The organism is Actinoplanes sp. HUAS TT8, assembly GCF_051380535.1.
Taxonomy (GTDB): Bacteria; Actinomycetota; Actinomycetes; order Mycobacteriales; family Micromonosporaceae; genus Actinoplanes.
In genome coordinates, this window is record NZ_CP195646.1 from 10,643,336 (window position 1) to 10,667,228 (window position 23,893).

Annotated in this window: 18 protein-coding genes and 1 pseudogene; 12 read left to right on the forward strand and 7 right to left on the reverse strand. The window is 70.6% G+C overall.

The annotated features are described in order from the left end of the window. Positions 1-36 precede the first annotated feature (36 nt). The 6 genes and pseudogenes from ACSHV8_RS47605 to rny form a co-directional block, all read left to right on the forward strand. Positions 37-1,380, forward strand: a complete 1,344-nt coding sequence (locus tag ACSHV8_RS47605; RefSeq protein ID WP_436527088.1) for an aminotransferase class I/II-fold pyridoxal phosphate-dependent enzyme — start codon at positions 37-39, stop codon at positions 1,378-1,380. Positions 1,381-1,440: 60 nt separating this feature from the next. Then, positions 1,441-2,106 carry a UdgX family uracil-DNA binding protein gene (locus ACSHV8_RS47610; protein ID WP_436527089.1) on the forward strand — a complete coding sequence of 222 codons (666 nt, stop codon included), beginning with the start codon at positions 1,441-1,443 and terminating at the stop codon, positions 2,104-2,106. A gap of 141 nt (positions 2,107-2,247) precedes the next feature. Then, complete coding sequence (locus ACSHV8_RS47615) at positions 2,248-2,448, forward strand: DUF3046 domain-containing protein (RefSeq protein WP_436527090.1); 201 nt, start codon at positions 2,248-2,250, stop codon at positions 2,446-2,448. Between the two features lie 177 nt (positions 2,449-2,625). Then, a complete protein-coding gene (gene recA, locus ACSHV8_RS47620) occupies positions 2,626-3,672 on the forward strand; it encodes a recombinase RecA (protein ID WP_436537297.1) in 1,047 nt (348 codons plus the stop codon). 404 nt (positions 3,673-4,076) lie between these two features. Next, positions 4,077-4,748 (forward strand): regulatory protein RecX, encoded by a 672-nt coding sequence (locus ACSHV8_RS47625; protein ID WP_436537299.1) that lies wholly within the window; start codon positions 4,077-4,079, stop codon positions 4,746-4,748. Positions 4,749-6,749: 2,001 nt separating this feature from the next. After that, positions 6,750-8,285 (forward strand): annotated as a pseudogene (rny, locus tag ACSHV8_RS47630) (ribonuclease Y); the annotation flags it as partial. A 117-nt stretch (positions 8,286-8,402) separates the two neighbouring features. Here rny and ACSHV8_RS47635 read toward each other — a convergent pair. The 4 genes from ACSHV8_RS47635 to ACSHV8_RS47650 form a co-directional block, all read right to left on the reverse strand. Beyond that, a complete protein-coding gene (locus ACSHV8_RS47635; RefSeq protein ID WP_436527091.1) occupies positions 8,403-9,260 on the reverse strand; it encodes an amino acid ABC transporter permease in 858 nt (285 codons plus the stop codon). Between the two features lie 73 nt (positions 9,261-9,333). Then, positions 9,334-9,990 (reverse strand): amino acid ABC transporter permease, encoded by a 657-nt coding sequence (locus ACSHV8_RS47640; protein WP_436527092.1) that lies wholly within the window; start codon positions 9,988-9,990, stop codon positions 9,334-9,336. Between the two features lie 74 nt (positions 9,991-10,064). After that, complete coding sequence (locus ACSHV8_RS47645; RefSeq protein WP_436527093.1) at positions 10,065-11,003, reverse strand: glutamate ABC transporter substrate-binding protein; 939 nt, start codon at positions 11,001-11,003, stop codon at positions 10,065-10,067. Positions 11,004-11,068: 65 nt separating this feature from the next. After that, positions 11,069-11,812: an amino acid ABC transporter ATP-binding protein gene (locus ACSHV8_RS47650; protein WP_436527094.1), complete on the reverse strand. Its 744-nt coding sequence runs from the start codon at positions 11,810-11,812 to the stop codon at positions 11,069-11,071. Between the two features lie 165 nt (positions 11,813-11,977). Between ACSHV8_RS47650 and ACSHV8_RS47655 the strand changes: the two genes are divergently transcribed. The 3 genes from ACSHV8_RS47655 to miaB all read left to right on the forward strand — a co-directional run bounded on the left by ACSHV8_RS47655 (position 11,978) and on the right by miaB (position 16,537). Beyond that, positions 11,978-12,445: a hypothetical protein gene (locus ACSHV8_RS47655; RefSeq protein WP_436527095.1), complete on the forward strand. Its 468-nt coding sequence runs from the start codon at positions 11,978-11,980 to the stop codon at positions 12,443-12,445. Positions 12,446-12,565: 120 nt separating this feature from the next. Beyond that, positions 12,566-14,971 carry a carbohydrate binding domain-containing protein gene (locus ACSHV8_RS47660; RefSeq protein WP_436527096.1) on the forward strand — a complete coding sequence of 802 codons (2,406 nt, stop codon included), beginning with the start codon at positions 12,566-12,568 and terminating at the stop codon, positions 14,969-14,971. Between the two features lie 78 nt (positions 14,972-15,049). After that, a complete protein-coding gene (miaB, locus tag ACSHV8_RS47665) occupies positions 15,050-16,537 on the forward strand; it encodes a tRNA (N6-isopentenyl adenosine(37)-C2)-methylthiotransferase MiaB (RefSeq protein WP_436527097.1) in 1,488 nt (495 codons plus the stop codon). Between the two features lie 18 nt (positions 16,538-16,555). On the opposite strand, the gene ACSHV8_RS47670 is transcribed toward miaB, so the two are convergent. Continuing rightward, a complete protein-coding gene (locus tag ACSHV8_RS47670) occupies positions 16,556-17,617 on the reverse strand; it encodes a LysR family transcriptional regulator (RefSeq protein ID WP_436527098.1) in 1,062 nt (353 codons plus the stop codon). 85 nt (positions 17,618-17,702) lie between these two features. On the opposite strand from ACSHV8_RS47670, the gene ACSHV8_RS47675 reads away from it, so the two are divergent. Genes ACSHV8_RS47675 through ACSHV8_RS47685 form a run of 3 tightly spaced genes read left to right on the forward strand, consistent with a single transcriptional unit; the run spans position 17,703 to position 21,037 of the window. Next, positions 17,703-18,656 carry a threonine ammonia-lyase gene (locus tag ACSHV8_RS47675; protein WP_436527099.1) on the forward strand — a complete coding sequence of 318 codons (954 nt, stop codon included), beginning with the start codon at positions 17,703-17,705 and terminating at the stop codon, positions 18,654-18,656. 36 nt (positions 18,657-18,692) lie between these two features. Continuing rightward, on the forward strand, positions 18,693-20,462 hold the full coding sequence (locus tag ACSHV8_RS47680) for an NAD-binding protein (RefSeq protein ID WP_436527100.1): 1,770 nt from the start codon (positions 18,693-18,695) through the stop codon (positions 20,460-20,462). 14 nt (positions 20,463-20,476) lie between these two features. Then, a complete protein-coding gene (locus ACSHV8_RS47685; protein ID WP_436527101.1) occupies positions 20,477-21,037 on the forward strand; it encodes a hypothetical protein in 561 nt (186 codons plus the stop codon). 59 nt (positions 21,038-21,096) lie between these two features. On the opposite strand, the gene ACSHV8_RS47690 is transcribed toward ACSHV8_RS47685, so the two are convergent. Both ACSHV8_RS47690 and ACSHV8_RS47695 read right to left on the reverse strand, forming a co-directional pair. Further along, a complete protein-coding gene (locus ACSHV8_RS47690) occupies positions 21,097-22,017 on the reverse strand; it encodes an SCO2523 family variant P-loop protein (RefSeq protein ID WP_436527102.1) in 921 nt (306 codons plus the stop codon). After that, entirely contained in the window at positions 22,017-23,885 is a 1,869-nt protein-coding gene (locus ACSHV8_RS47695) for an SCO2524 family protein (RefSeq protein WP_436527103.1), read from the reverse strand. Before ACSHV8_RS47695 ends, ACSHV8_RS47690 begins: the two co-directional genes overlap by 1 nt. Positions 23,886-23,893 lie beyond the last annotated feature (8 nt).

The window sequence follows — 23,893 nt, forward strand, 5'->3', positions numbered from 1 at the left end:
TTGCTTTCGAGCTTGTACTAGTACAGAATCTCGGCTGTGGCAGAACAATATCAGGTCAGCGGGGACACTGCCGCCGAGATTTCGGCGAGCATCGAGGCCGGCGTCGTCCGCGGCGACTGGATCTTCGGGGCAGCCCTTCCTCCCGTGCGGGTCCTGGCCGGCGCTCTGCACGTCAGTCCGGCCACGGTCGCCAAGGCGTATCAGGAGCTGCGGCAACGCGGTGTCGTGGAGACCGAGGGCCGGCGCGGCACTCGGATCCGGGCCCGGCCCCCGGTCGAGGTGTCCCGGTCAGCGCTGCGTCTCGCCGTACCGGAAAATGTTCTCGATCTTTCTTCTGGCGAGCCCGACCTGCGACTTCTCCCGCCGCTGGGTCCGGCTCTGCGCGCGGTCGCCGAGCACGTCGGGCCGCCGCAGGGCTACACGTCGGCGGTGACCATGCCGGAGCTGATCGAGGCGGCTCGCGCGCGCCTGTCGGAGGAGGGCATTCCGGTCGACGGTGCGGCGATCGCGGTCACCGCCGGCACGCTGGATTCGATCGAGCGCCTGCTCATAGCTCATCTCAGACCGGGCGACGCGGTCGCGGTGGAGGATCCGGGCTGGGCGAATCTGCTGGATCTGGTCGCGGCTCTGGGTATGCGGACGGTGCCCGTCGCGATGGATGAGGAGGGGCCCGAGCCCGAGTCGCTGGCCGCCGCGCTGCGGGCCGGTGCCCGCGCCGTCGTGATCACCGTGCGCGCGCAGAATCCGACCGGCGCCGTGGTCAGCGCGGCCCGGGCCACGTCGATGCGGGAGCTGTTCGCGGAGCATCCCGAGGTCCTGCTGGTGGAGGATGATCATGCGGCTGAGCTGGCCGTCGAGCCGGCTCAGGTGGTCGGCCCGGTGACCCGGCGGTGGGCCTTCGTCCGATCCGCGTCGAAACCGTTCGGTCCCGACCTGCGCATCGCGGTGCTGGCCGGGGATGAGGCGTCGGTGGCCCGGGTCGCCGGCCGGATGCGGATCGGCATGGGCTGGGTCTCCACCCTGTCCCAGCGGCTGTTGCTCCAGCTCTGGCGGGACGAGGCGGTCACCGCGCTGATCAAAGAGGCGGCCCGATCGTACGGGGTTCGGCGCACCACCCTGATCGACATGCTCCGCGTGCAGGGCGTCGCGGCGTCCGGCGCGGCCGGCATCAACGTCTGGGTCCCGGTGCCGGACGAGACCCACGCGGTCGCCGCCCTGCGTGACTCGGGTTACGCGGTGGCTCCCGGCGCCCGGTTCCGGATCTCCTCGCCGCCCGGCGTCCGGATCACCGTCAGCCCGCTCGACGAGCTGGATCTTCCCGCGCTCGCGCAGGCGGTGGTGGCCGCCGTCCGCCCGGCCGTCGGCATCGTCATGCGGTGATGTCCTTCGGATGGGTGGGCCGGTCGGCGTGACGCGGGTCACCCCGGGTAGAACGGAGGGATGCCGAGGACCGAAGCGCCGGTCGGCGCTCAGCAGTGGGTGCCGCCACGACCGCACAGCATCGACGAGCTCAAGCAGGCCGCCGCCGACTGCCACGGCTGTGAGCTGCACGAGCACGCGACCCAGACGGTCTTCGGCCGGGGCGCTCCGCACGCGAAGATCGTCTTCGTGGGTGAGCAGCCCGGCGACATCGAGGACCAGAAGGGCCTGCCGTTCGTCGGCCCGGCCGGTCGGCTGCTGCGCGAGGCCGTGGACGACGCCGGCATCGACCCGGCCGAGCTGTACATCACGAATTCCGTGAAGCATTTCCGCTTCGAGCTGCGGGGGACGAGGCGGGTCCACCAGACGCCCGGCCCGGCGCACATCACCGCCTGCCGGCCCTGGCTCGTCTCGGAGTTCTCGCTGCTCAAGCCCCAGTTGGTGGTCATCCTGGGTGCGACCGCGGGCAAGGCGCTGCTCGGGCCGTCGTTCCGCGTCAACCGCTCCCGCGGCCGGCTCATGCCCTGGCCGGGCTCGGCCGAGCACCCGGAGGACTTCCCGGTGACCGAGATCAGAGCGCTGGCCACGATCCACCCGTCGGCGGTCCTGCGCGCGGACAACCGCGAGATCGCCTACCGCGGCCTGGTCGACGACCTGAAAGTCGCCGCCGCGGCGATCGCCGCCTGATTCGGAAGAGATTTCGCGCGTACGGAATGTGCCCCGCACCGTGTTCCGCCGGCGCCCCCGCCCCTGAGTGCCGCACGTCACAAACGGCTGCACAGCTTTGCGGAAGGAGTCACTCCGGAGTCCCGTGGGTACGCTCGGGTCGTGCGATTGACGGACTTCTGGGGACGCCTGGAGCAGGCGTTCGGGGCACCTTACGCCCGCAGCATCGCGGCCGACCACGCCTTCGGTGACCTGGGCGGACGCACCATCAACCAAGCCATTGCCGACGGTGTCGAAACGGCTACTATCTGGCGTTCCGTGGTGGCCGCATACCCCGATCGGGTGCCGTCCCGGCTGCATTGAGTCATTTTTCGTACGCTTGTTCTGGCGTGTCGCTCGATGTAGTACAAGTGTTCGGCTATTGTCCACAGCGGCTCGGCCATCCACAGCCCTCGGTGGGGTGGAGGATTTTTGTCATACCCACCGCATACCGTGTCGGCCGTGGCGAAGAACGCGAAGTCCAATACAGGGGTGGCGGCAATGGTGGCAGGACCGGACCGGGAAAAGGCGCTCGAACTGGCGCTGGCACAGATCGACAAGCAGTTCGGCAAGGGCTCGGTGATGCGGCTCGGTGAGCGGCCGGTCGTGCAGACCGCCGTGATCCCGACCAGCTCCATCGCGCTCGACGTGGCCCTCGGCGTCGGCGGCCTGCCGCGCGGCCGGGTCATCGAGGTCTACGGACCGGAGTCCAGCGGCAAGACGACCGTCGCGCTGCACGCGGTGGCGAACGCGCAGAAGGCCGGCGGCACCGCGGCCTTCATCGACGCCGAGCACGCGCTCGACCCGGTTTACGCCCAGGCGCTCGGTGTCGACACCGACGCGCTGCTGGTGTCCCAGCCGGACACCGGTGAGCAGGCGCTGGAGATCGCGGACATGCTGATCCGCTCCGGCGCCATCGACGTCATCGTCATCGACTCGGTCGCCGCGCTGGTGCCGCGCGCCGAGATCGAGGGCGAGATGGGTGACAGCCACGTCGGTCTGCAGGCCCGCCTGATGAGCCAGGCGCTGCGGAAGATCACCGGCGTGCTCAGCAACACCGGCACCACGGCGATCTTCATCAACCAGCTGCGCGAGAAGATCGGCGTCATGTTCGGCTCGCCGGAGACGACGACGGGTGGTCGCGCGCTGAAGTTCTACGCTTCGGTCCGGCTCGACATCCGCCGCATCGAGGCGCTGAAGGACGGCACCGACGTCGTCGGTAACCGCACCCGGGTCAAGGTCGTGAAGAACAAGGTCGCGGCGCCGTTCAAGCAGGCCGAGTTCGACATCATGTATGGCAAGGGCATCTCCCGCGAGGGCTCGCTGATCGACGTCGGCGTCGAGCAGAGCATCATCCGCAAGTCCGGTGCCTGGTACACGTATGACGGCGACCAGTTGGGCCAGGGCAAGGAGAAGGCGCGGGAGTTCCTCAAGGAGAACCCGGACGTCGCCGCCGAGATCGAGAAGAAGATCCTGGAGAAGCTCGGCGTCGGGCAGACCACCGGGGACGCCACCGGCGGCCCCGAGCTGCCGCCGGTCGACTTCTGATCCGGTAAGCCGAGATGGCCGGACGACGTGGTGCCCGGTCCGGGCGCGGGTGGGATGCGATCCCGCCCCGGGCCGGCGCCGACGAACCGGATGGCGAGACCCCGGGCGAGCCTGCCCGGGGAGAGCCCCGGCGTGGCTTCGGGCGGCGTGGCGCCTCCGCGCGCCGCCGCCGTCCCGAGACCGAAGAGGGGCTCTGGCAGACGTTCGGTTCCTCCAGCGAGCCGAGTGAGCCGAGTGAGCCCAGCGAGGCGAGTGGCCTCGGCAAGGCGACTGCGCCCGACGACACCTCGGAGGGGAGCGCCCGACGCGGTCCGAGAAGCGAGCGCAGCGCGGCAGGGAAACCGGATGGCGGCTTCGGACGCGGCGGCGTGAGCAGATCGGCCCGGCCCGACCGTGGCTCAGGGCTGACCAGCGATTTCGGCTCGGGTGCGGCCGATCCTCGGGCGGCCCGGGGGTTCGGTTCGGGGGCCGCCGATTCCCGGGCGGGGGAGGGCCGGCGAGGCGGTTCACGGGACGAGCCGCGGAAGCCCGCGCCGCCCGAGCAGACCGAGTCGGAGCGGGCCCGGGAGATCTGTCTCAACCAGCTCTCGACCCGTCCGCGCACCCGGGCCGAGCTGGCCAAGGTGCTGGCCCGCAAGGAGATCTCCGAGGAGGTCATCGCCGAGGTCCTGGACCGGTATGACGAGGTCGGCATCATCGACGACGCGGCGTTCGCCCGAGCCTGGGTGTCCAGCCGGCATCACGGGCGTGGCCTGGCCCGCCGGGCGCTCGCCAACGAGCTACGGCAGCGCGGGGTGGACGCCGAGGTGGCGAGCGAGGCCCTGGAGTCCGTCGACGACGAATCCGAGGCGGAAACCGCCCGCGCTCTCGTCGATCGCAAGCTTCGCACGGCCACCGGCACGCCGGAGGCCGTCTTCCGGCGGCTCGTCGGCATGCTCGCCCGCAAGGGCTACCCCGCGGGTATCGCCATCCGCGCGGTCAAGGATGCGCTGGCCGCCCGGGACGAGGAGGCCGCCGAGTTCGCCGAGAACGTGGACGCCGACGCCCTGGCCGACCAGGCCGACCCGCTCTCCTGACCCTCGCTGCCCAGCCGGGCGAGAAGATCCGATCCTCGCTGCCCAGCCGGGCGAGAAGATCCGATCCTCGCCGCCGAGCCGGGCGAGAAGAGCCGATCCTCGCTGCCCAGCTGAACACCCCACGTCACCCGGCCGTGGCTGTGTGCACGTTCCCAGCCCGCCGAGCGAAGATTGCCCATGGTTGCGCTTTGTAACAAGTGCCCATGAGCGCAGAGAAATCCCCCGGACCCGGTCAAGCCGATCGCCCCGCACCCCGGCGGCCTCCGTGGTTCTCGGTTCCGGGCTTCGGCGGGCCACCCGGACGAGGTGGCATTGGTGACGATCTCAAGGCGTCGGACCTATATAGTCCGGATGTGAGGAAGTCCACCCATTCGACGGGAACCTCCGGATCGGTGTCCACCGACCCGGTGTTCGTCACGCTCGGTGGGGTGGGCGGCCGCTCGCCGGGCCGCGGAATAATGGTTGGACGGGCATCAGTCGACGTGCTCGGAGCGCCCGTTGAAGCGCTCGATGTTACGGCACGTCGGAAATATCCGGGCGATATCGTGAGCTGGGCGTAAGTGGGTCTGTGCCCTACGTCCCATCCGCTGCCGAATCATGAGTCCTTGACCGAAGCGGCACTTGCGACCTAGCCTCGCGTTACACAAGGTTTGCTCGACCATCGCAAGCAACACACACAACATAGATCGCATTACATTACGGCATCACTTGACGGGTCCGGCCCGTCAGAGGATGCCGCAGACGTCGCCTACCGCTGACCGCGCGGTGGACGGTGAGACATAACAGCGGTCGACCCCACAACTCCACACACTCTGATCCGAGCCATCAGCAGCCGACCCGGATTCGGAAGCCGCCCACACCCATCAGCGGGCCGGGCAGCGCCTTGAGGACGAGGCGTTGTCACACTCCGTTGACGATGGTGAGAGCTGGCGATCGAGCAGGTCGACGATCGTGAAGCCGACACCGAGAGGTGTGTCGTTCACGAGAGCCGACGATCGAGAGCCGGCCGTTCACGTGGCGCGGCACCGGTCTTGACGACGGCAGGGCGAGCGACTCCCGCAATCATGCGCGTGGGCCGCCCGGCCGAGTCGTCGGCACGACAGTCCGAGAACGGGCCAGGGGGCACGACGGGCCGATAGGGCACGCCGGGTCGCCAGGTTGCACGGGATGCGGAACGGCGAATGGCACGACCGGCACTGCGGAAACCGTGAAGCCGGCCGTGCGACGAGCCGTCGAGCGCCGACCCGAGCAGGCTTCGGACCGGCAAAGCGGATCGGCCCCCGGCCGACCGGCACCGCGGATCCCCGCGACGCAGGCCGACCGGAATCAGCCAAACCCGCCGCAAAGCCGAAGCGCCAAGCCGCAAGCCGCAAAGCCGAAGCGCCGAGCAGCAGGCAGCGAGGCCACCGAGCCGAGCAGCAGGCAGCAAAGCCACCGAGCCGAGCAGCAAGCAGCGAAGCCAAGAAGCCGAGCAGCAATCCGCCCACCCCGGACCAACCACCGAAACCAGCTGGGGAACCCCCGAACGCAGGGACCTGAAGGCAAGCCGGAAATCGGCCACCACGGCACCACATGCCGGAACGGCCCCGACGACACCTCCATAAACCAGCCGGAGTCAGAGAAACGACGAACCGGCCGGAGCGGCGTAAACCGATCCGGAAGCCGGAACAGGCGGCAACCGGCCTCTCCGAGAGGCGAAGCTGGTAGTCGTTAGGGCGGAGCGTGTGAGCCGGTCATCTGCCTTGGTCGGGCATCCCGCAGATAGCCCGCGCGCGTGCACACCGCGCCGGCGGCGAAGGGAGACGCGGCGAGATGGCCCCCCAGGACTGGGTGTTGGTAGTGGCGGTCGTCGTGCTCGCCGTGACGGTGATCGTCGGCATGACACTCGGCGCCCGTGCGCTGCGTCAGTTCCGGACCGAGCGGCAGGACGCCCAGGACCGGCAGGAGCAGGAGGTCGGCGTCGCCCAGGCGAAGGTGGCCGACGCGAACGCCAAGGCCGCTTCGGTGCGGGCCGAGGCCGCCGCAGCGAAGGCCGAGGCCGCGGCCGCCCGCGCCGAGGCCCGCCGGGTGCTGGAGAACGCGCACAGCGAGGCCGACACGATCCTGGAGCACGCCCACCGGCAGGCCGAGACCGACGTCGAGCAGTTGCGGACCGCCGCCCGCCGTTCCGGTGAGCGCGAGATCGCCCTGCTCAACGCGACCGTGAAGGAGCAGGCGGCCGAGGTCGAGCGCCGTGCCGCCCGGATCGACGAGCGGGAGCGTCTGCACTCCGAGGAGGTGGAGCGCCTGGTCGAGCGGGAGCGCCGGCTGGGCACGCTGGAGTCGGAGCTGAACAAGAAGCAGGCGCTCCTGACTCAGCGCGAGGCCGATCTGGCCAAGAACGAGGAGACCAAGCGCCGCGAGCTGGAACGCATCGCCGGTCTGACCGTCGAGACCGCGAAGACCGAGCTGATCGATTCGATCGAGGGCCAGGCCAAGCGGGAGGCGGCGATCCTGGTCCGGGACATCGAGCAGGACGCGCGGAACACCGCCGATACCCGGGCCCGGCACATCGTGGTCGACGCGATTCAGCGGATCGCCAGCGAGCAGACCGCGGAGAGCGTGGTCAGCGTCCTGCACCTGCCGAGCGACGAGATGAAGGGCCGGATCATCGGCCGTGAGGGCCGCAACATCCGCGCGTTCGAGTCGACCACCGGCGTCAACCTGATCATCGACGACACTCCCGAGGCCGTGCTGCTCTCCTGTTTCGACCCGGTCCGCCGCGAGGTCGGCCGGCTCACGCTGGAGAAACTGGTGCTGGACGGCCGGATTCATCCGCACCGGATCGAGGAGGTTTTCGACAGCGCGAAGAACGAGGTGGAGCGGCTCTGCGACCGCGCCGCCGAGGAGGCGCTGGTCGACGTCGGCATCACCAGCATCCACCCCGAGTTGACCAAGCTGCTGGGTCGTCTGCGGTACCGGACGAGTTACGGCCAGAACGTGCTCAAGCACCTGGTCGAGACCGCTCACATCGCCGGGATCATGGCCGCCGAGCTGGGCCTGGACGTGCCGACGATGAAGCGCGCGGCGTTCCTGCACGACATCGGCAAGGCGTTGACGCACGAGGTCGAGGGCAGTCACGCCCTGATCGGCGCCGACATCGCCCGCAAGTACGGCGAGCACGAGGACATCGTCCACGCCATCGAAGCGCATCACAACGAGGTGCCCCCGCAGACCATCGAGGCGGTGCTGACCCAGGCATCGGATGCCTGCTCAGGGGGTCGGCCGGGCGCTCGGCGGGAGAGCTTGGAGGCGTACGTCAAGCGTCTCGAACGTATCGAGGAGATCGCCGGCGGCAAACTCGGAGTCGAGAAGGTCTTCGCGATGCAGGCCGGTCGCGAGATCCGCGTCATGGTCCGCCCGGACGACATCGACGACATCGGCGCCGCCGTCCTCGCCCGCGACGTCGCCAAGCAGATCGAGGAGGAGCTGACCTACCCGGGCCAGATCCGGGTCACGGTCGTCCGCGAGTCCCGCGTGACGGAACTAGCCCGCTAAAACCCTCAAAATCCTATTTTTGTACGTCGGCCGACCGGTCCCCACGGCCCGGCCGAACGCGCCCACCCCCTCCCGCGCTGTGGCAACGCGAGGTGCAGGGGGCGCGCGGCCGGAGCCTCAGACCTGCCGGTCCACCGAGTTCACCGGCAGCGGCTTCGCCGCCGTCGTCCGCACCCGGGTCAGCCGCCGCTGCAGCCACCACGCGAAGACCGACAGCAGCCCGCAGATCCCGATGTAGATCGCCGCCACCACCATGTACGCCGGCACGTAGGGGAACCCGAAGGCGAGCCGCCCACCGATCGTCTTCCCCACGGTCAGCAGTTCCGGGTACGTGATGATGAACCCGAGCGCGGTGTCCTTGAGCAGCACCACGATCTGGCTCACGATCGCCGGCAGCATGGTCCGGACCGCCTGCGGCAGCAGGATGATCCGCAGCACCTGGTTCTTGCGCAGCCCGATCGCGTACGCCGCCTCGGTCTGCCCCCGGGGCACGGCGTTGATGCCGGCCCGGAAGATCTCGGCCAGCACCGACCCGTTGTACAGGGTCAGGCCGAGGACCAGGGCCCACAGGTTGCTGATCGACCAGCCGTACTGCAGGGGCACGTAGTACCCGAAGAAGATCAGGATGAGCAGCGGGATCGCCCGGAACAGTTCGACCACCGCGGTCGACGGCGCGCGCAGGATCGCGTGGTCGCTGAGCCGCCCGGCGGCGAAGACCGACCCGAAGAGCAGCGCCAGCACGGTCGCGATGCCGGCCGCCTTGAGCGTCGACAGCAGCCCGTCGAGCAGTTCGGTCTGGACCGCCTTGTACTCGAACTGCACCCAGCGGCGTTGCTCGAACTGCCCGGTCGCGTTGAAGCGGTAGATCACCCAGGCGATCAGCGCGACGATGGCCAGCGAGGCCAGAACGCCGATGATCAGATTGCGCCGACGCCCGCGCGGCCCCGGCAGGTCATACAGAACCGAGGAGCTCATCGTGTCGCCTCCGCTTCGCTCCGGCGCCACGATGGGCTGACGACTGAGCCTATGGATTCGTTCGCAAGCTCTCTCATCGCGCCACCGCCAACTTGCGCTCGAGGACCCGCTGCAGCACCACCAGCGGAGTGATCAGGATCAGGAAGCCGATGACGATCCAGAGCAGCACGTAGAACTGCGGTTCGCCGAACTCGGACATGTACGACGGGATCGCGCCGGCCTCGAGCACCGAGAAGCCGGCCGCCACCGTCGTGTTCTTGAGCATCGCGATCTCGACGCTCATCAGCGGCGGCACCATCGCGCGCAGCGCCTGCGGCAGCACCACCTGGGTGAGCACCTGCCCGAAGCCCAGGCCGAGCGCCCGTGCTGCCTCGGCCTGCCCGGGCGGGACGGTGTTGACGCCGGAGCGGACCACCTCGCAGATGAATGCGCCGGTGTAGACGGTCAGCGCGACCGTGGCCGCGGTGAAGTACTCCAGGTTCAGGCCGAGCTTGGGGGCGGCGAAGACCAGGAACGCGAAGACCAGCGTCAGCGGCGTGTTGCGGACGAGGTTGACGTAGGTCGCGCCGAACCAGCGCAACGCCGGGATCGGGGACACCCGGAACGAGCCGATCAGGATGCCGACCACGAGGCTACCGACGGCGGCGATCAGGAACAGTTTGACCGTGTTCCAGAAGTGCTCACCGAACAGGCTCCAGTGATCCGTCAGTACGTGCAGGAACTCCGTCATTCCCCGTCCTCAGGTCCCACCGGCCGGGGCCGGACGGAAGTGATCCGCCCGGCCCCGGCTCATGATGATGTGGATCAGTACCGCTCGAGGGCCGGCGGCGTGGCCGGCGAGCCCGACTTGCCCAGCGTGCCGTCGTAGATCTTCTGCCAGGTGCCGTCCTTGAAGGCGGCCTCCAGCGCGTTGTTGACGTAGTCGCGCAGGGCCTTGTCGTCGTGCGGCAGGCCGATGCCGTACTTCTCGGTGCTGAACGGCTGGCCGACGACCTTCAGGTCGGTCGAGTTCTGCGCGGCGTAGCCCTTGAGGATCGCGTCGTCGGTGGTGACGGCGTCGACCTTCTTGTCGAGCAGCTGCGAGACGCACTCGGAGTAGGTCTTGAACTCGACGATGTTCTCCGGCTCGGTCAGCTTCTCGTCCTTGACCCGCTGGATCGGGGTCGAGCCGGTGGCCGAGCAGACCTTCTTGCCCTTGAGTGTGTCCTTGCCGGTGATCGCCGACTCGTCCTTGCGGACCAGCAGGTCCTGGCCGGCCACGAAGTACGGCCCGGCGAACGAGATGTCGGCCTTGCGCTTGTCGGTGATCGAGTAGGTGCCGACGTAGTAGTCGACCTCCCCGCCCTTGATCGCCGTCTCGCGGTTGGCCGACGGGATCTCCTTGTACTCGATCTTCGCCGGGTCGACACCCAGCTTGGACGCGATGTACTGGGCGATCTCGATGTCGAAGCCGCAGCGCTTGCCGGACGTGTCCTTGTAGCCCAGGTTCGGCTGGTCGAACTTGACGCCGACGACGACCTTGCCGGCCGACTTGATCTTGTCGAAGGTGGTGCTGCCGGCGACCGCCGCGGCGCTGTCCGCCGTGAAGGTCGCGCCCGACGACACGCAGGTGTCGGAGGCCGGTGCGGCCCCGCTGGCCCCGCCGTCGCCGCTGGCCGTGGGGGTCCCCTCTTTGCCGCACGCGGTCAGCGTGAAGGCGAATGCCGCAGCGGTGGCGAACACCGCTACCCGCTTCATGCCCATGATCAACTCTCTCCTCTGCTCCAGTGGTGACTGGAATCGGCTTGGGGGCCGGTCATTGGGGTTACTCAGTGCGTAAGGATCTTGGAAAGGAAGTCCTTGGCCCGGTCGCTCTTCGGGTTCGCGAAGAACTCAGCGGGCGGAGCCTGCTCGACCAGCTGGCCGTCGGCCATGAAGACCACCCGGTTCGCCGCGTGCCGGGCGAAGCCCATCTCGTGGGTGACGACCACCATGGTCATCCCCTCCCGGGCCAGCGAGGTCATCACGTCCAGCACCTCGCCGACCATCTCCGGGTCGAGGGCGCTGGTCGGCTCGTCGAAAAGCAGGGCCTTGGGCTGCATCGCGAGGGCCCGGGCGATCGCCACGCGCTGCTGCTGGCCGCCGGAGAGCTGGGCCGGGAACTTGTCGGCCTGGCTGGCGATGCCGACCCGCTCCAGCAACGCCATCGCGCGATCGCGGGCGGCGGCCGGTTTCTCCTTGCGGACCTTCACCGGGCCGAGCGTCACGTTCTGCAGGATCGTCTTGTGGGCGAACAGGTTGAACGACTGGAAGACCATGCCGACCTCGCTGCGCAGGCGCGCCAGCGGCCGGCCCTCGGCGGGCAGCGGCGTCCCGTCGAAGGTGATCGTGCCGGAGTCGATGGGCTCCAGCCGGTTGATCGCCCGGCACAGCGTGGACTTGCCCGATCCGGACGGTCCGATCACGACGACGACCTCGCCGCGCTCGACGGACAGATCGACGTCCTGCAGCACGTGCAGTGGACCGAACCACTTGTTCACGTTCTCCAGAACGATCAGAGCCTCGCCTGCCACCTGATCCCCATCCCATCCCCGCCCATCCGCCCGGCGTCCATCCGCCAGCCGGGCCAGCTGTTGGCAGCCACCCTAGGGGGACATGTGTATCGGAAGGTGACGAGAATGGTCACGGAGCCGTAACGCAGCGAGCGCGGGAGGAAAGGTGCCGACACCATGGTGGTTATGTCTGGCCTCTGGAACTGGTCCGCCGCCGGGCTGATCGAGCCCGATCGGGTGCGGAATGCGCTGGCCGGAGCGCTGGAGTCGCCGGTGGGCGAGCTGCCCGACGTCGGCCCGGGCGCGCTGATGTGCGACGTCTACCACGTCGGTGGCGACTTTCCGACACTGATCGATGTATTTCTTGCGCCCGAGCACGTCGCTGAGGAGATCGTCGCGAGCGCGGTGGCGGTCCGGCTGGGCGCCGCGCTCCTGCTCCCGGACGACACGCTCAACCCGACGAGATACGTGCTGGCCGAGCCGGACGGGACGCTGCGAGCCGTGCACGTGGACGAGGAGGAGACCGACGACGGTGCCGAGCGACGGCACGCCCGCCCGTGCACCGGCGTCGACCCGGCGTGTGCCACCGGCCCGGGCTGCAGCCGTTCCCGCTTCCGGCCGGGCGGCGACCCGGGCCGCTCCGCCGCGGCCTGAGCGTCGCGGGTTAATGGCGGGAGAAGGGCGGGTGAACAACCTCCACAATGGACGTGCGGTACATCACATGGCGTTTGCGAACTGGGCATATGTTAATCCGGCCCGCATATAAGTCATCGAGTGAGATCACTTCTACGAGCCGCGGCCGCCGCGGCGTTACTCAGCTCCGCGCTGCTCGTTCCGGCCACCGCCGCCCAGGCCGCCGCCGTGAGCGCCGCCCGCCTGCTGCCCAACCCGGGCTTCGAGGCCGGCCTGGCCTCGTGGACCGCCGACAGCACCGCGGCGACCGCGACCACCGATACCGTCCGCACCGGCTCCGGCGCGGTGCGGATCGTCGACTCCAGCACCACCACCGGCGTCAGCGTCCGGAGCGCCCGGCTCGCCGTCGTCCCGGCTGAGCGGCTGACCGCGAGCATCTGGGTCAAGCAGGCCGTGGCCGGCGCGGGCGGCTCGCTCTATCTCGAGTTCCGGCGGGCCGACGGCAGCCGCACCACCCCGGTGCTGGCCCGGGCGGCCGTCGCCGGCACCGCCTGGCAGCAGCTGACCGTGGTCGGCGACGTGCCGGACGACGCGGTCACCGCGAACGTGCTGGCCTACTCGTCGCTGGCCGACTCGGGTACCACCTACTGGGACGACGCCGCGGTCAGCGCGCTGCCGGCGCCGCTGCGCAAGGTGCCGAACGCGGGCTTCGAGGAGCAGCGCGACGCGACCTACCCGACCCAGTGGGCGACCGACAAGACCGGGGTCAGCCTGGTCCGGGACGCCGCCGCCTTCGAGGGTGACACCGCGGTGCGCATCACCGACACCAGCACCACCGACGCCGTCTCGGTGCTCAGCAAGGCCGTCCCGGTCGCGGTCGGGGAGAGCATCACCGCGTCCGCCTGGGCGAACCCGCTCAGCGGCACCGGCGCCACCCTCTACCTGGAGTTCCGGAACGCCGACGGGGACCGGATCGGCGCCACCACCGCCACCCCCGGTTCCGCCGGGAGCGGCTGGCAACGGGTCAGCGTCACGGCGACCGCGCCGGCCGCCACCACCACGCTGACCGTCCGGCTCTACAACCTGCTCGGCGACGTCGGCACCACGACCTGGGACGACGTGCGGCTGCGGTCCGGCGCGGACACCTCGTACGCCCCGGCGCTCGGCGCCGGCCAGCAGGTGCTGTTCGCCGGGGACGAGCGGATCGAGTCGTACAGCGGCGTGGCCCATCGGGTCTTCCCGGGGACCAAGGCCGGCGCCACCGGCATCGTGCTCGGCAAGGGCACCGCGGCCTACACCGCGAACCCGCGGTGCCCCTGCACCGTGCTGCCGGGCGCGACCGGCGAGCCGGCCTGGAAGATGTGGTTCGCCGGCAGTCCGCAGGACGGGCTGAACTCCGGATACGCGACCAGCGCGGACGGGCTGACCTTCCAGCACGTCGCGGTCGTCACCGGGACGCCCGGCCTGGGCGGTGTGGTGGCCAACCCGGCCTGGAGCGCCGGCGCCGGCGTTCCCCGCTACTTCGGCCTGGGCAAGCGCACCGACCCGGCGAACCAGTACTACTGGGTGCAGTCCACCGACGGCATCGCCTGGACCGAGGTGCCGGGCTCGACGCCGCTGGCCGGCTTCGACGTCGCCACCGTGACCTACGACCCGATCGCCAAGCTCTACGTCGCGCAGATCAAACGGCACCTGAGCATCCCGCTCGGCCCGCGCACCACCTGGGTCTCCACCAGCACGAACTTCGTGCAGTGGAGCACGCCCCGGCCGTCGTTCGCCACCGACGGGCTGGACGACGAGCTGATCACCGGGGCCGGCCGGCACGGCCAGACGCCGTGGAGCGAGGTCTACGGCATGCCGGCGATCCGCTACGGGGACCAGTACCTGGGCACACCGTGGATCTTCGACATCACGTACAGCCCGAATCGGGATGCCGGCGACAACGGCCCGGACAAGGGCCGCAGCCACCTGGAGCTGACCACGTCGCGGGACCTGGTCAACTGGAGCCGGCCGAGCCGGGGCGACCTGGTCACCCCGGGCGCCGCCGGCTCGTGGGACTACGGTTTCCAGCTCAGCGGCACCAACTTCGTCACGGTGACGAATGCGGCGGGCGAGCCCGAGACCCGGTTCTACTACGGCTCGTTCAGCGGTGAGCACAGTTGCTCGGCGGCGAACGTCACCGCCGGCGACTGCCTCTACGGCGCCGGCAACTCCAACGTCGGCATGGTCAGTTGGCCGGCCGATCGGTTCGCGTCGTTCCACGGCACGGGCACGGTGACCACCCGCCCGCTGACCCCGGCCGGCACCGGCCTGACCGTGAACTACGCCCCCGGGGCGAGCGGTGACCACCTGGTGGTCGAGGTGCTCGGCGTCGACGGCACCGTCCTCCCCGGGTACGGCGCGGCGGACGTCACCCCGATCACCACCGATGCCCGGGCGCCCGGTGCGCGGGTGACCTGGGCCGCCGGCACGACCCTGCCGACCGGCCCGATCCGGCTGCGGTTCACCCAGACCGGCGGCGACCTGTACGCGTTCACGGTCTCCTGAGGTGTTCGGGCGGGTGGCGCTACCGGCCACCCGCCCGATCGGTTTCCCGCGCCGATGGCAGTACCCTGGTCAATTGCCATGACTACCGAGATGCAGGGCGCCGCGCGCACCTACGATGTGCGCACCTACGGCTGCCAGATGAACGTGCACGACAGCGAGCGGATCTCCGGGCTGATGGAGGACGCCGGCTACGTGCGCGCCGCTGACGCCGACGCGGCCGACGTGGTCGTCTTCAACACCTGCGCGGTCCGGGAGAACGCCGACAACCGCCTCTACGGCAACCTCGGCCACCTGCGCCCGACCAAGATGAAGAACCCGGGCATGCAGATCGCGGTCGGCGGCTGCCTGGCCCAGAAGGACAAGGGCGACATCGTCAAGAAGGCGCCCTGGGTCGACGTGGTCTTCGGCACCCACAACATCGGCTCGCTGCCGGCACTGCTGGAGCGCGCCCGGCACAACGAGGAGGCCGAGGTCGAGATCCTCGAGTCGCTCGAGGTGTTCCCGTCGACGCTGCCGACCAAGCGCGAGTCGACGTACGCGGGATGGGTCTCGATCTCGGTCGGTTGCAACAACACCTGCACGTTCTGCATCGTCCCGTCGCTGCGGGGCAAGGAGAAGGACCGCCGCCCGGGTGACGTCCTGGCCGAGGTGCGCGCGCTCGTCGCCGAGGGTGTGTCCGAGGTCACCCTGCTCGGGCAGAACGTGAACTCCTACGGTGTCGAGTTCGGCGACCGGCTGGCCTTCGGCAAGCTGTTGCGCGCCTGCGGCGAGGTCGAGGGCCTGGAGCGGGTCCGCTTCACCAGCCCGCACCCGAAGGACTTCACCGACGACGTGATCGCCGCGATGGCCGAGACGCCGAACGTGTGCCACTCCCTGCACATGCCGCTGCAGTCCGGGTCGGACCGCGTGCTCAAGGCCATGCGCCGCAGCTACCGCCAGGAGAAGTACCTGGGGATCATCGAGAAGGTCCGGGCCGCGATGCCGGACGCGGCGATCACCACCGACATCATCGTCGGCTTCCCCGGCGAGACCGAGGAGGACTTCGAGCAGACCCTCGAAGTCGTCCGCCAGGCCCGCTTCTCCAGCGCCTTCACGTTCCAGTATTCGATCCGCCCCGGCACCCCGGCCGCGACGATGGAGGACCAGGTCCCGAAGAAGGTCGTCCAGGCCCGCTACGAGCGCCTGATCGCCACCCTCGAAGAGATCACCTGGGCCGAGAACAAGAAGCTCGTCGGTCAGAAGGTCGAGGTCCTGGTCGCGGTCGGCGAGGGCCGCAAGGACGAGCGCACCGGCCGGATGAGCGGCCGCGCCCGCGACGGCCGCCTGGTCCACTTCGCCACCGGCACGCTCACACCGCGCCCGGGCGACATCGTCGAGACGGTCATCACCTACGCCGCGCCGCACCACCTGAACGCCGACGGTGACCCGCTGAGCCACCGCCGCACCCGCGCCGGCGACGCCTTCGAGGCCGGCGTCACGCCGAAACTCAAGGGTGTCTCGCTCGGCCTGCCGACGATCGGCGTTCCCGCCCCGCTGCCCCCGGCCGCGGACGGTTGCGCTCTCTAAAACTTCAAGATCCAAACATCAACCGCTTCGGCGGTACGGCGGTGAGCCCGCGACCGCCCGCAGCTGACGCAGCAGCGCGGAGGTCCCGGGCGGGTCGGGCGTGTCCCCGTAGACCGCGGCGTAGACGTTCCGGCTCGTCGCGGGCAGCTGAAATGTCCGTACCCCCGAATTGTGGTGTGCGGCCAAGGCCAGCCCGGGCAGGACCGTGACCCCCAAGCCGGCCGCGACCAGCGCCTGCACCGCGACGTAGTCGTCGGTGGTGAAGCGGATGTCCGGCTGAAAGCCGGCCGCCGCGCACACCCGCAGCAGCTCCCCGCGGCAGCGCTCACACCCGGAGATCCACGGCCGCTCCCGATAGTCGGCGAGCGTCCCGCCCTCCCCGCCACCCGGCATCCCGCCGCCGGCGTCGGTCGGCGTCCCCTCGTTCCCGTCGGCGGGCGTCACGAGATCGTGGCCGGCCGGAGGCGCGAGATCGCGGCCGGCTGGGGGCAGGAAATCGTGGCCGGCCGGGGTCACCAGGTGTAGCGGCTCTTCGAGAAGCAGCTCGTGTCGCAACCCGTTGAGGTCCGGCGCGATCCGGGCGGCCGGGTCGCCGGGCGACTGATCCGATGCGGGCACCGGCTCGCCGGGATAGGTGAACAGCAGCGCGACCTCGACCTCACCGCTGCGCAGCAACCGCACCGCCTCGGGCGGCTCGGCCTCGGTGAACCGCAGGTCGACCCCGGGATGAGCGGTCACGAACCCGGCCGCCGCGGCCGGCACGAACGTCCCCAGCGCGGACGGGAAAGCGGCCAGCCGCACCCGCCCCGACCGCAGCCCGGTGTGGGCCGCGAGCTCGGCCTCGGCCGCGTCGAGCCGGCCCAGGATCTCCTCGGCCCGCTCGGCCAGCATCCGCCCGGCGTCGGTGAGCCGGATGCCCCGCCCGGCCCGCTGGATCAGCCGGCTGCCGGTCTCGGCCTCCAGCCGGGCGAGGTGATGGCTCACCGACGGCTGGGCGTAGTGCAGCGCGGCCGCGGCGGCGGTCACCGATCCGTGCCGGGCCACGGCGACCAGCACCCGCAGACGAGTCACGTCGAGCATGGGGGCAACCTATCAACGCGGCCTATGAGTCTATCCGAATTCCGGCATTGGACCGATGGGTCGGGCCCGGCCGAGGATCGACCGCATGGACCTGACCCTCGCGGATTTCCGTGCCGCCCACGACGTCGTCGGCCGCCACCTGCCGCCCACCCCACTGTGGAACTACCCGCTGCTGGACCGCGCGACCGGCGCGAACGTCCTGGTCAAGCACGAGAACACGCAACCGGTGGGCGCGTTCAAGGTGCGCGGCGGCCTCACCCTGCTGGACGCCATGCCGCCGGCCGACCGGGCCCGGGGCACGGTCACCTGGTCGACCGGGAATCACGCGCAGTCGATCGCCTACGCGAGTCGCCTCTACGGCGCGCCGTGCACGGTCGTCATGCCGTCGACCGCCAGCCCGTCGAAGGCCGCCGCGGTCGAGGCCTGGGGTGGCCGCGCGGTGCTGACCGGCGACTCCCTGGAGGACGCCCAGCGGCACGCCGAGAAGCTGGCCGCCGACTCCGGCGCGCGGCTGGTCAGCCCGGGTGACACGCCGGAGCTGCTGGCCGGCGTGGGCACGCTCTACCTGGAGATCCTGGAGCGGGCGCCGAAGCTGGACGCGATCGTCGTGCCGGTCGGCAGCGGCACCGGCGCGGCCTCGGCCGCCCTGGTCGCGGCCGCTCTGGCGCCGGGCTGCGCGGTGATCGGCGTGCAGTCCTCGGCCTCGCCGGCCGCGCACGACTCGTGGCGGTCGGGCGAGTTGCTCGCCCGGCCCAACCGGACCGCCGTGGCCGGGCTGGCCACCGGTCGCGGGTTCGCGCTGCCGCAGCGGGTCATGCGGGCCCGGCTGGCCGACTTCCTGCTGGTCACCGACGAGGAGATCGGCGCCGCGCGGCGGCTGCTGGCGACCGCCGCGCACACCCTGGCCGAGGGGGCCGGGGCGGCCGCGGTCGCGGCCGTGTCGAGCCGGCCGGACCTGTTCGCCGGGCGCTCGGTCGCGGTGGTCTGCACCGGAGGCAACGCCGACGCGGCCGAGCTGTCCACGTTGATCGATCGGTGATGGGGCTGTCACACTGGAATCTGTCGAGAGGTGTCGATGGTCAACTTCCCACGCGCGCCCCTGCCCCTGCGCGGTGAGCGGCGCCGGCCGGCGGTCACCGCGACCCGTCTGCTGTTCGCCCTGACCGGGCTGGCTGCGCTGGTGCTGGGCTATGCCGGCCTCGATCAGTACCTGGCCGGGGCGTCCGACCCGCACACCCGCGACCCGCTCAACCTGACCTACAACACGCTGCAGCTCTTCGTCCTCGGGGCCGACCCGCTGCAGGACGCGGTGCGGATCCCGCTCGCGCTGCAGATCGCCCGGTTCGCCGCGCCGGCCGTCACCCTCTACGCGTTCTTCGAGGCCGGCCGGGTGCTGCTGGCGGCCGAGCTGCGCCGCTGGCGGGCCCGCCGCTCCCGCGGTCACGTGGTCGTCTGCGGCGACACGTCGGTGGCCCGGACGCTGGCCGAGCGGCTGCACCGGGCCGGCCGTCGCGTGATCTGGGTGCGGACCCGGCCGATCGGCCCGCTCGAACTGCGCCGGCGCACCCTGCTCGGCGTGCAGGGCGACGCCCGCGACCCGGACGTGCTGCGCGGTGCCGCGGCCGGGCACGCCGCGGTCGTCTACCTGTGCACGGGGGAGAGCGCGGCCAACCTGGCGATCGCCGCGGCGGTGTCCCGGCTGGCCCCGCCGGGCCGCTCCGATCTGGCCATCTACGCCCAGATCCACGAGCCCGACTGGGCGTTGACCCTGCAGGCGCGGCGGCTCGGGGTGCCCGACGTGGCCGCCCAGCGACTCGACTTCTTCCACCTCGACGAGCTCGCCGTGCGGGTGCTGCTGGCCCGGTCGCCGCTGCTCGTCCGGCCGGACGGGTCGGTGCCCCGGGTGCTGGTCGCCGGGGATTCGTCGCTGGCCCGGTCGCTGCTGGTCGAGCTGGCCCGGCACTGGCGGCTGCACCGGCGTGTCCCGGGCAGCCGGGTCGAGGTGGACTTCGTGGCGCCGGACGCCGCCCGGGCGGTGGAACAGCTGGCCCGGCGGCATCCGGGGCTGCGGGACGGGTGCCGGATCACGACGTACGAGGAGATGCTCTTCGAGGTCATCTCGAGGGAGTCCCGTTACGACCGGGCGTTTCTCTGCTTCACCGATGAGCGCTACGGCCTGCAGGTGGCGCTCTCCGAGTTCCGGTTGTGGCACGCGGTCGACGGTGACGTGGTGGTCGCCGTGGACGGGCTGGCCGAGCTGGCCGACGTGTTCAGCCCGCGCCGGTCACCGCCGCTGCTCGATCCGCTGGGCGGTCGCCTGCGGCTGTTCTCGCCGGTCGCGGCCGGCGGTGATCCGGAGCTGATCGCCGAGGATCTCTCCGAGCGCCTGGCCCGCCTGATCCACGAGCGGTACGTGGTCGCGGGCCAGTCCCGGGGCGACCGGCGCGCCGCCGTGACCTGGTCCGATCTGCCCGAGTCACTGCGTCGCTCGAACCGTCTGCAGGCTGCCGACATCGGTCCGAAGCTGCACCGGGCGCACTGCGCGATCGTGCCGAGCGACGGATCGAGCGACGTCTTCCGTTTCCGTGACGACGAGATCGAGGAACTGGCCCGTCACGAGTCGCGCCGCTGGGTCGAGGCGACCGAGGCCGAGGCCCGCGAGCACGGCCGGCCGATCGACGAGGAAACGGCCCGTTACCTGCGCGACTGGGACGACCTGCCGGTTGACGGGCAGGAGAAGTGTCGAGCGGCAATCCGTGACATTCCAGACATTCTAGGCGAGGCTGGCTTCCAGGTTGTCCGATTGGCGGACACTGAGGCCGGCCGGGCCTTGTACCCGGCGTAAGGCAAGGGGGAGCGATGGTGCGCATCGGCGTGACGGGCCATGTCCGGTTGCAGCCGTCGGCCCACCGGTTGATCACCCGGGAGCTGAGACGGCTGCTCCGGGGCTATTCCGGCATCCACGGCGTGACCTGTCTGGCCGAGGGGGCCGACCGGATCTTCGCCGAGGTGGTGCGGGACAGCCGCGGCACGTTCGAGGCGGTCCTGCCGGTCCCGGAGATCTCGGCGGCGCCGGAAGAAGACCGTGACCTGCGAGAACTTCTGAAGTATGCAACCGACGTCACCAAGATCACGGTGCCCGGCCCGCCCGAGGCGTCGTACGAGGCGGCCAGCCGCGAGGTGGTCCTGCGCAGCGACGTGCTCGTCGCGATCTGGGACGGCGGCGAGGAGGGCCTGCGCGGTGGCACCGCGGCGACCGTGGCCTTCGCCCGCGAGCAGGGCCGGCCGGTCGAGGTGGTCTGGCCGGTCGGAGCGCTGCGCCTGCCCGCCGAGCCACTCGTCGCGGCGGCCCCGGTCCGTTCGTCCTGGCTGGGCCGCTGGGCCGACACGAGCACCCCGGCGACGAACCAGGCCTCCTGATCCACGCGGCGCCGGTCAGCCGGAAAGCGCATCGGCTGTCCGGAAGACGCAGCCGGCCGTCAAAGGGTCTCCCAGGCGTCGTCGTCGACCAGGTCCCGCGCGAGCCGGATGAACGCGTCCCGGGTCTCCACATTGGCGACGCCGAGCACCACGTCGCTGTCGGTGATCAACTGCTCCTGCCACTGCAGCACCGGATCGGTCGGGATCGACCCCAACAGGACGTTGCGTCCCAGCTGGTGGCTGTCGGCCAGGCGCAGCAGCCGCCAGTCGCACTGCTGGAGCCAGACGGTCTGCTCGACGCTGAGACCGCGCTGGCCCAGGGAGTCCGGGTTGATCACCACGGTCCGGACGAACCGCAGGCGGCCGGCGAACGCGCTCGGATCGTGCCCGAACTCCTTGGCCACCGGCAGCAGACCGCGCGGGCCGTTGACCAGGTTGCCCGCGGCTATCACATGCTGCCTGGTCCACCGGTGGAAGACCAGCCAGCGGGCGGGAACGTTGCGCATCGACGGCATCGCCGTCACCCGCAGCGCCAGCTCCACGGCCAGGTTCCGGCCGGCGCTCAGATCGACGAAACAGATCGAGAACTCGTCGTTCAGCCGGCGGAACAGTTTCTCGCAGCGCTCGGCGAGCTCGGCACTGTCGCCGCGGAAATCGGCGCCCCCGACATCACCCGGGAACAGCACGAGACGACCCGCGCCGACCGGCCGGTCCCGGATCGTGCTGAAACCGGTCTCCTCCCACACGTCGATCCGCTCCGGCTGCGCCACCGTGCCGTTCAGGTACGAGTGCAGGCCCGCCCCACCGATCGTGCCGCTCTCGGCCCGCTCCAGGCCGAAAACCGCCCCCGCCGTCGGGGAACCGAAGTCGAAATCCAGGTAGCAGACGTCGTGACCGTCCAGGGCAGCCCGGTACATCAGGTTGCAGCTGGTCACCGAGCGGCCGGTGCCACCCTTGTCGGACGCGGCGAAGACGAACATCAGAGCACCGTGTTCGACGAGTCGCGGGCGGCGTCCAGGTTGCCCAGCATCTCCAGCGCCGCACTGGCCGAGGCGACGGCCACGGCCGGGCGGGTGCGGGCGATCGCGCGGGCCCGTTCGAGTTTGGTCCGGATCTCGGTCAAATGATCCTTCAATCCGAGACTCACGCCGGCCGAGCCTCTCATGAGTTCCATGTCGTACAGGTGCTCGGCCTCGTAGAGCAGGTCGTACGCCTGACCCACCAGCCGGTCGTTGACCAGCGGCTCCTGGCTGACCAGGCCGGCCGCGCCGACCAGGCCCCGGACCACCCGCTCGGTGTGGTACCAGGACGGCCCGGCATGCTCGGGCACCGTCTCGAACACCTGGGACGGCTGATCCCACAGCCCGCGGAACTCACCGTCGGTGAACCGGCGCCGGGCGATGTGGTCCCACACCCGGTCGGCCAGCCGCAGCATCCGGGCCCGGGACTCCGGCTCGGTCAGCAGCGCGGCCACCGTGAGGCACTGGCGCAGCAGCAGCGTGGAGAACTCGCCGACGCTCCACCACGGTGTCGACTTCGGCTCGTCGTCCGCGTCGGCGGCGACCGCCAGGGGAACCAGCAGGCCCGGCTCGTGCAGTCGGATCGCCGAGTCCTCGCTGTGGTGCTGGCGGGTCACCCGGGCCTCGTTGGCCAGGTCGGCCAGGACCGCGCCGATCCGCCCCAGCTGAGTGTCCGAACCGCGGCGCCGGACCAGGTCCTTGGCCACGATCGAGGTCACCAGCAGCGTGTAGTACTCGCTGCGCCGGGTGTCGGTGGTCTGCCAGGGCGGATTCTCCAGCGGCCAGACCGAGCCGTCGCCGAACGTGGCCACCGTCGCCCAGTACGTCAGGGTCAGGTCCCACCGCAGCTGCAGCGCCCGGGCCAGCCGCTGCTGCTCCTCGCTGAGCAGGCCGAGCACGCGGGTCCGCTCGGAGAACAGGTCCTCGATGGCGTCGACGGCGATCACGGTGAAGTACAGGTACGGCTTGTTCTCGGCGCAACCCTCCGGCTGGGCGCCGCCGTCGGCCGGGTCGCTGGCGTCCACCTCGGCGGCGACCGCCACCGTCGGCGCGTCCTTGACGACGCTCCACGACCAGCCGCACTCGAAGAGCTGATCGGCGCCCTGCATCTGACTCGTCTGCCCGGATCCGATCAGGACCTCGCCGAACGACGCGATCGTCTCCTGCAGGGCGTGCTGGAACTGGGCGACCACCTGCCTCGACGGCAGGCCGGCCGGGTTCAGCGTCGCGACCAGGGTCCGGCCCGGCTCGCTGCCGGCGTCGAAGACGTGGGTGGAGAAGCTGCGCAGCAACCCGATCATGGCGGCGGTGAGCCGGCCGCCGGCCAGCCGCTCCAACCGGCGCAGCCGCTCCCGCAGCTCGGCCCGGCTGACCGCCTGCCGGAAGATCCGGACGAACCCGATCGTGGCCAGTGACAGGGTGACCGAGATGGCGAACGAGTCCACGATGTCCCGCCCGCGCTGATCGTCGGTCAGGGTCTCGCTCTCGTCGGCCGAGTAGTAGTCGCCACCGGCGAACGTCGGCCGGCCGGTCTCGTCCCGGTACCGCTCGAAATACTCGGTGGCGATCTCGACCAGGCGCACCGGAACGGTCCGCTCGTTGCCCAGCGGCGCCAGGGCCTGCAGGATCTCGTCCGAGGTCACGTTCGGACGGTCCACCGCGAACGGCATGACCTGGGTCGCCGGCCGGAGGATGCAGAGCAACTGCTCGGCGTCGCTTATCGAGTTGGCGCCGTCGCGACCGCCCCAGCGCCAGGCCCCGTCACGCCACGACGTGGCGACTGTCGCCTTCCACGTCTCCAGCAGGTGTTGCCGCGGTTCGATCCTCACGGGTGCGC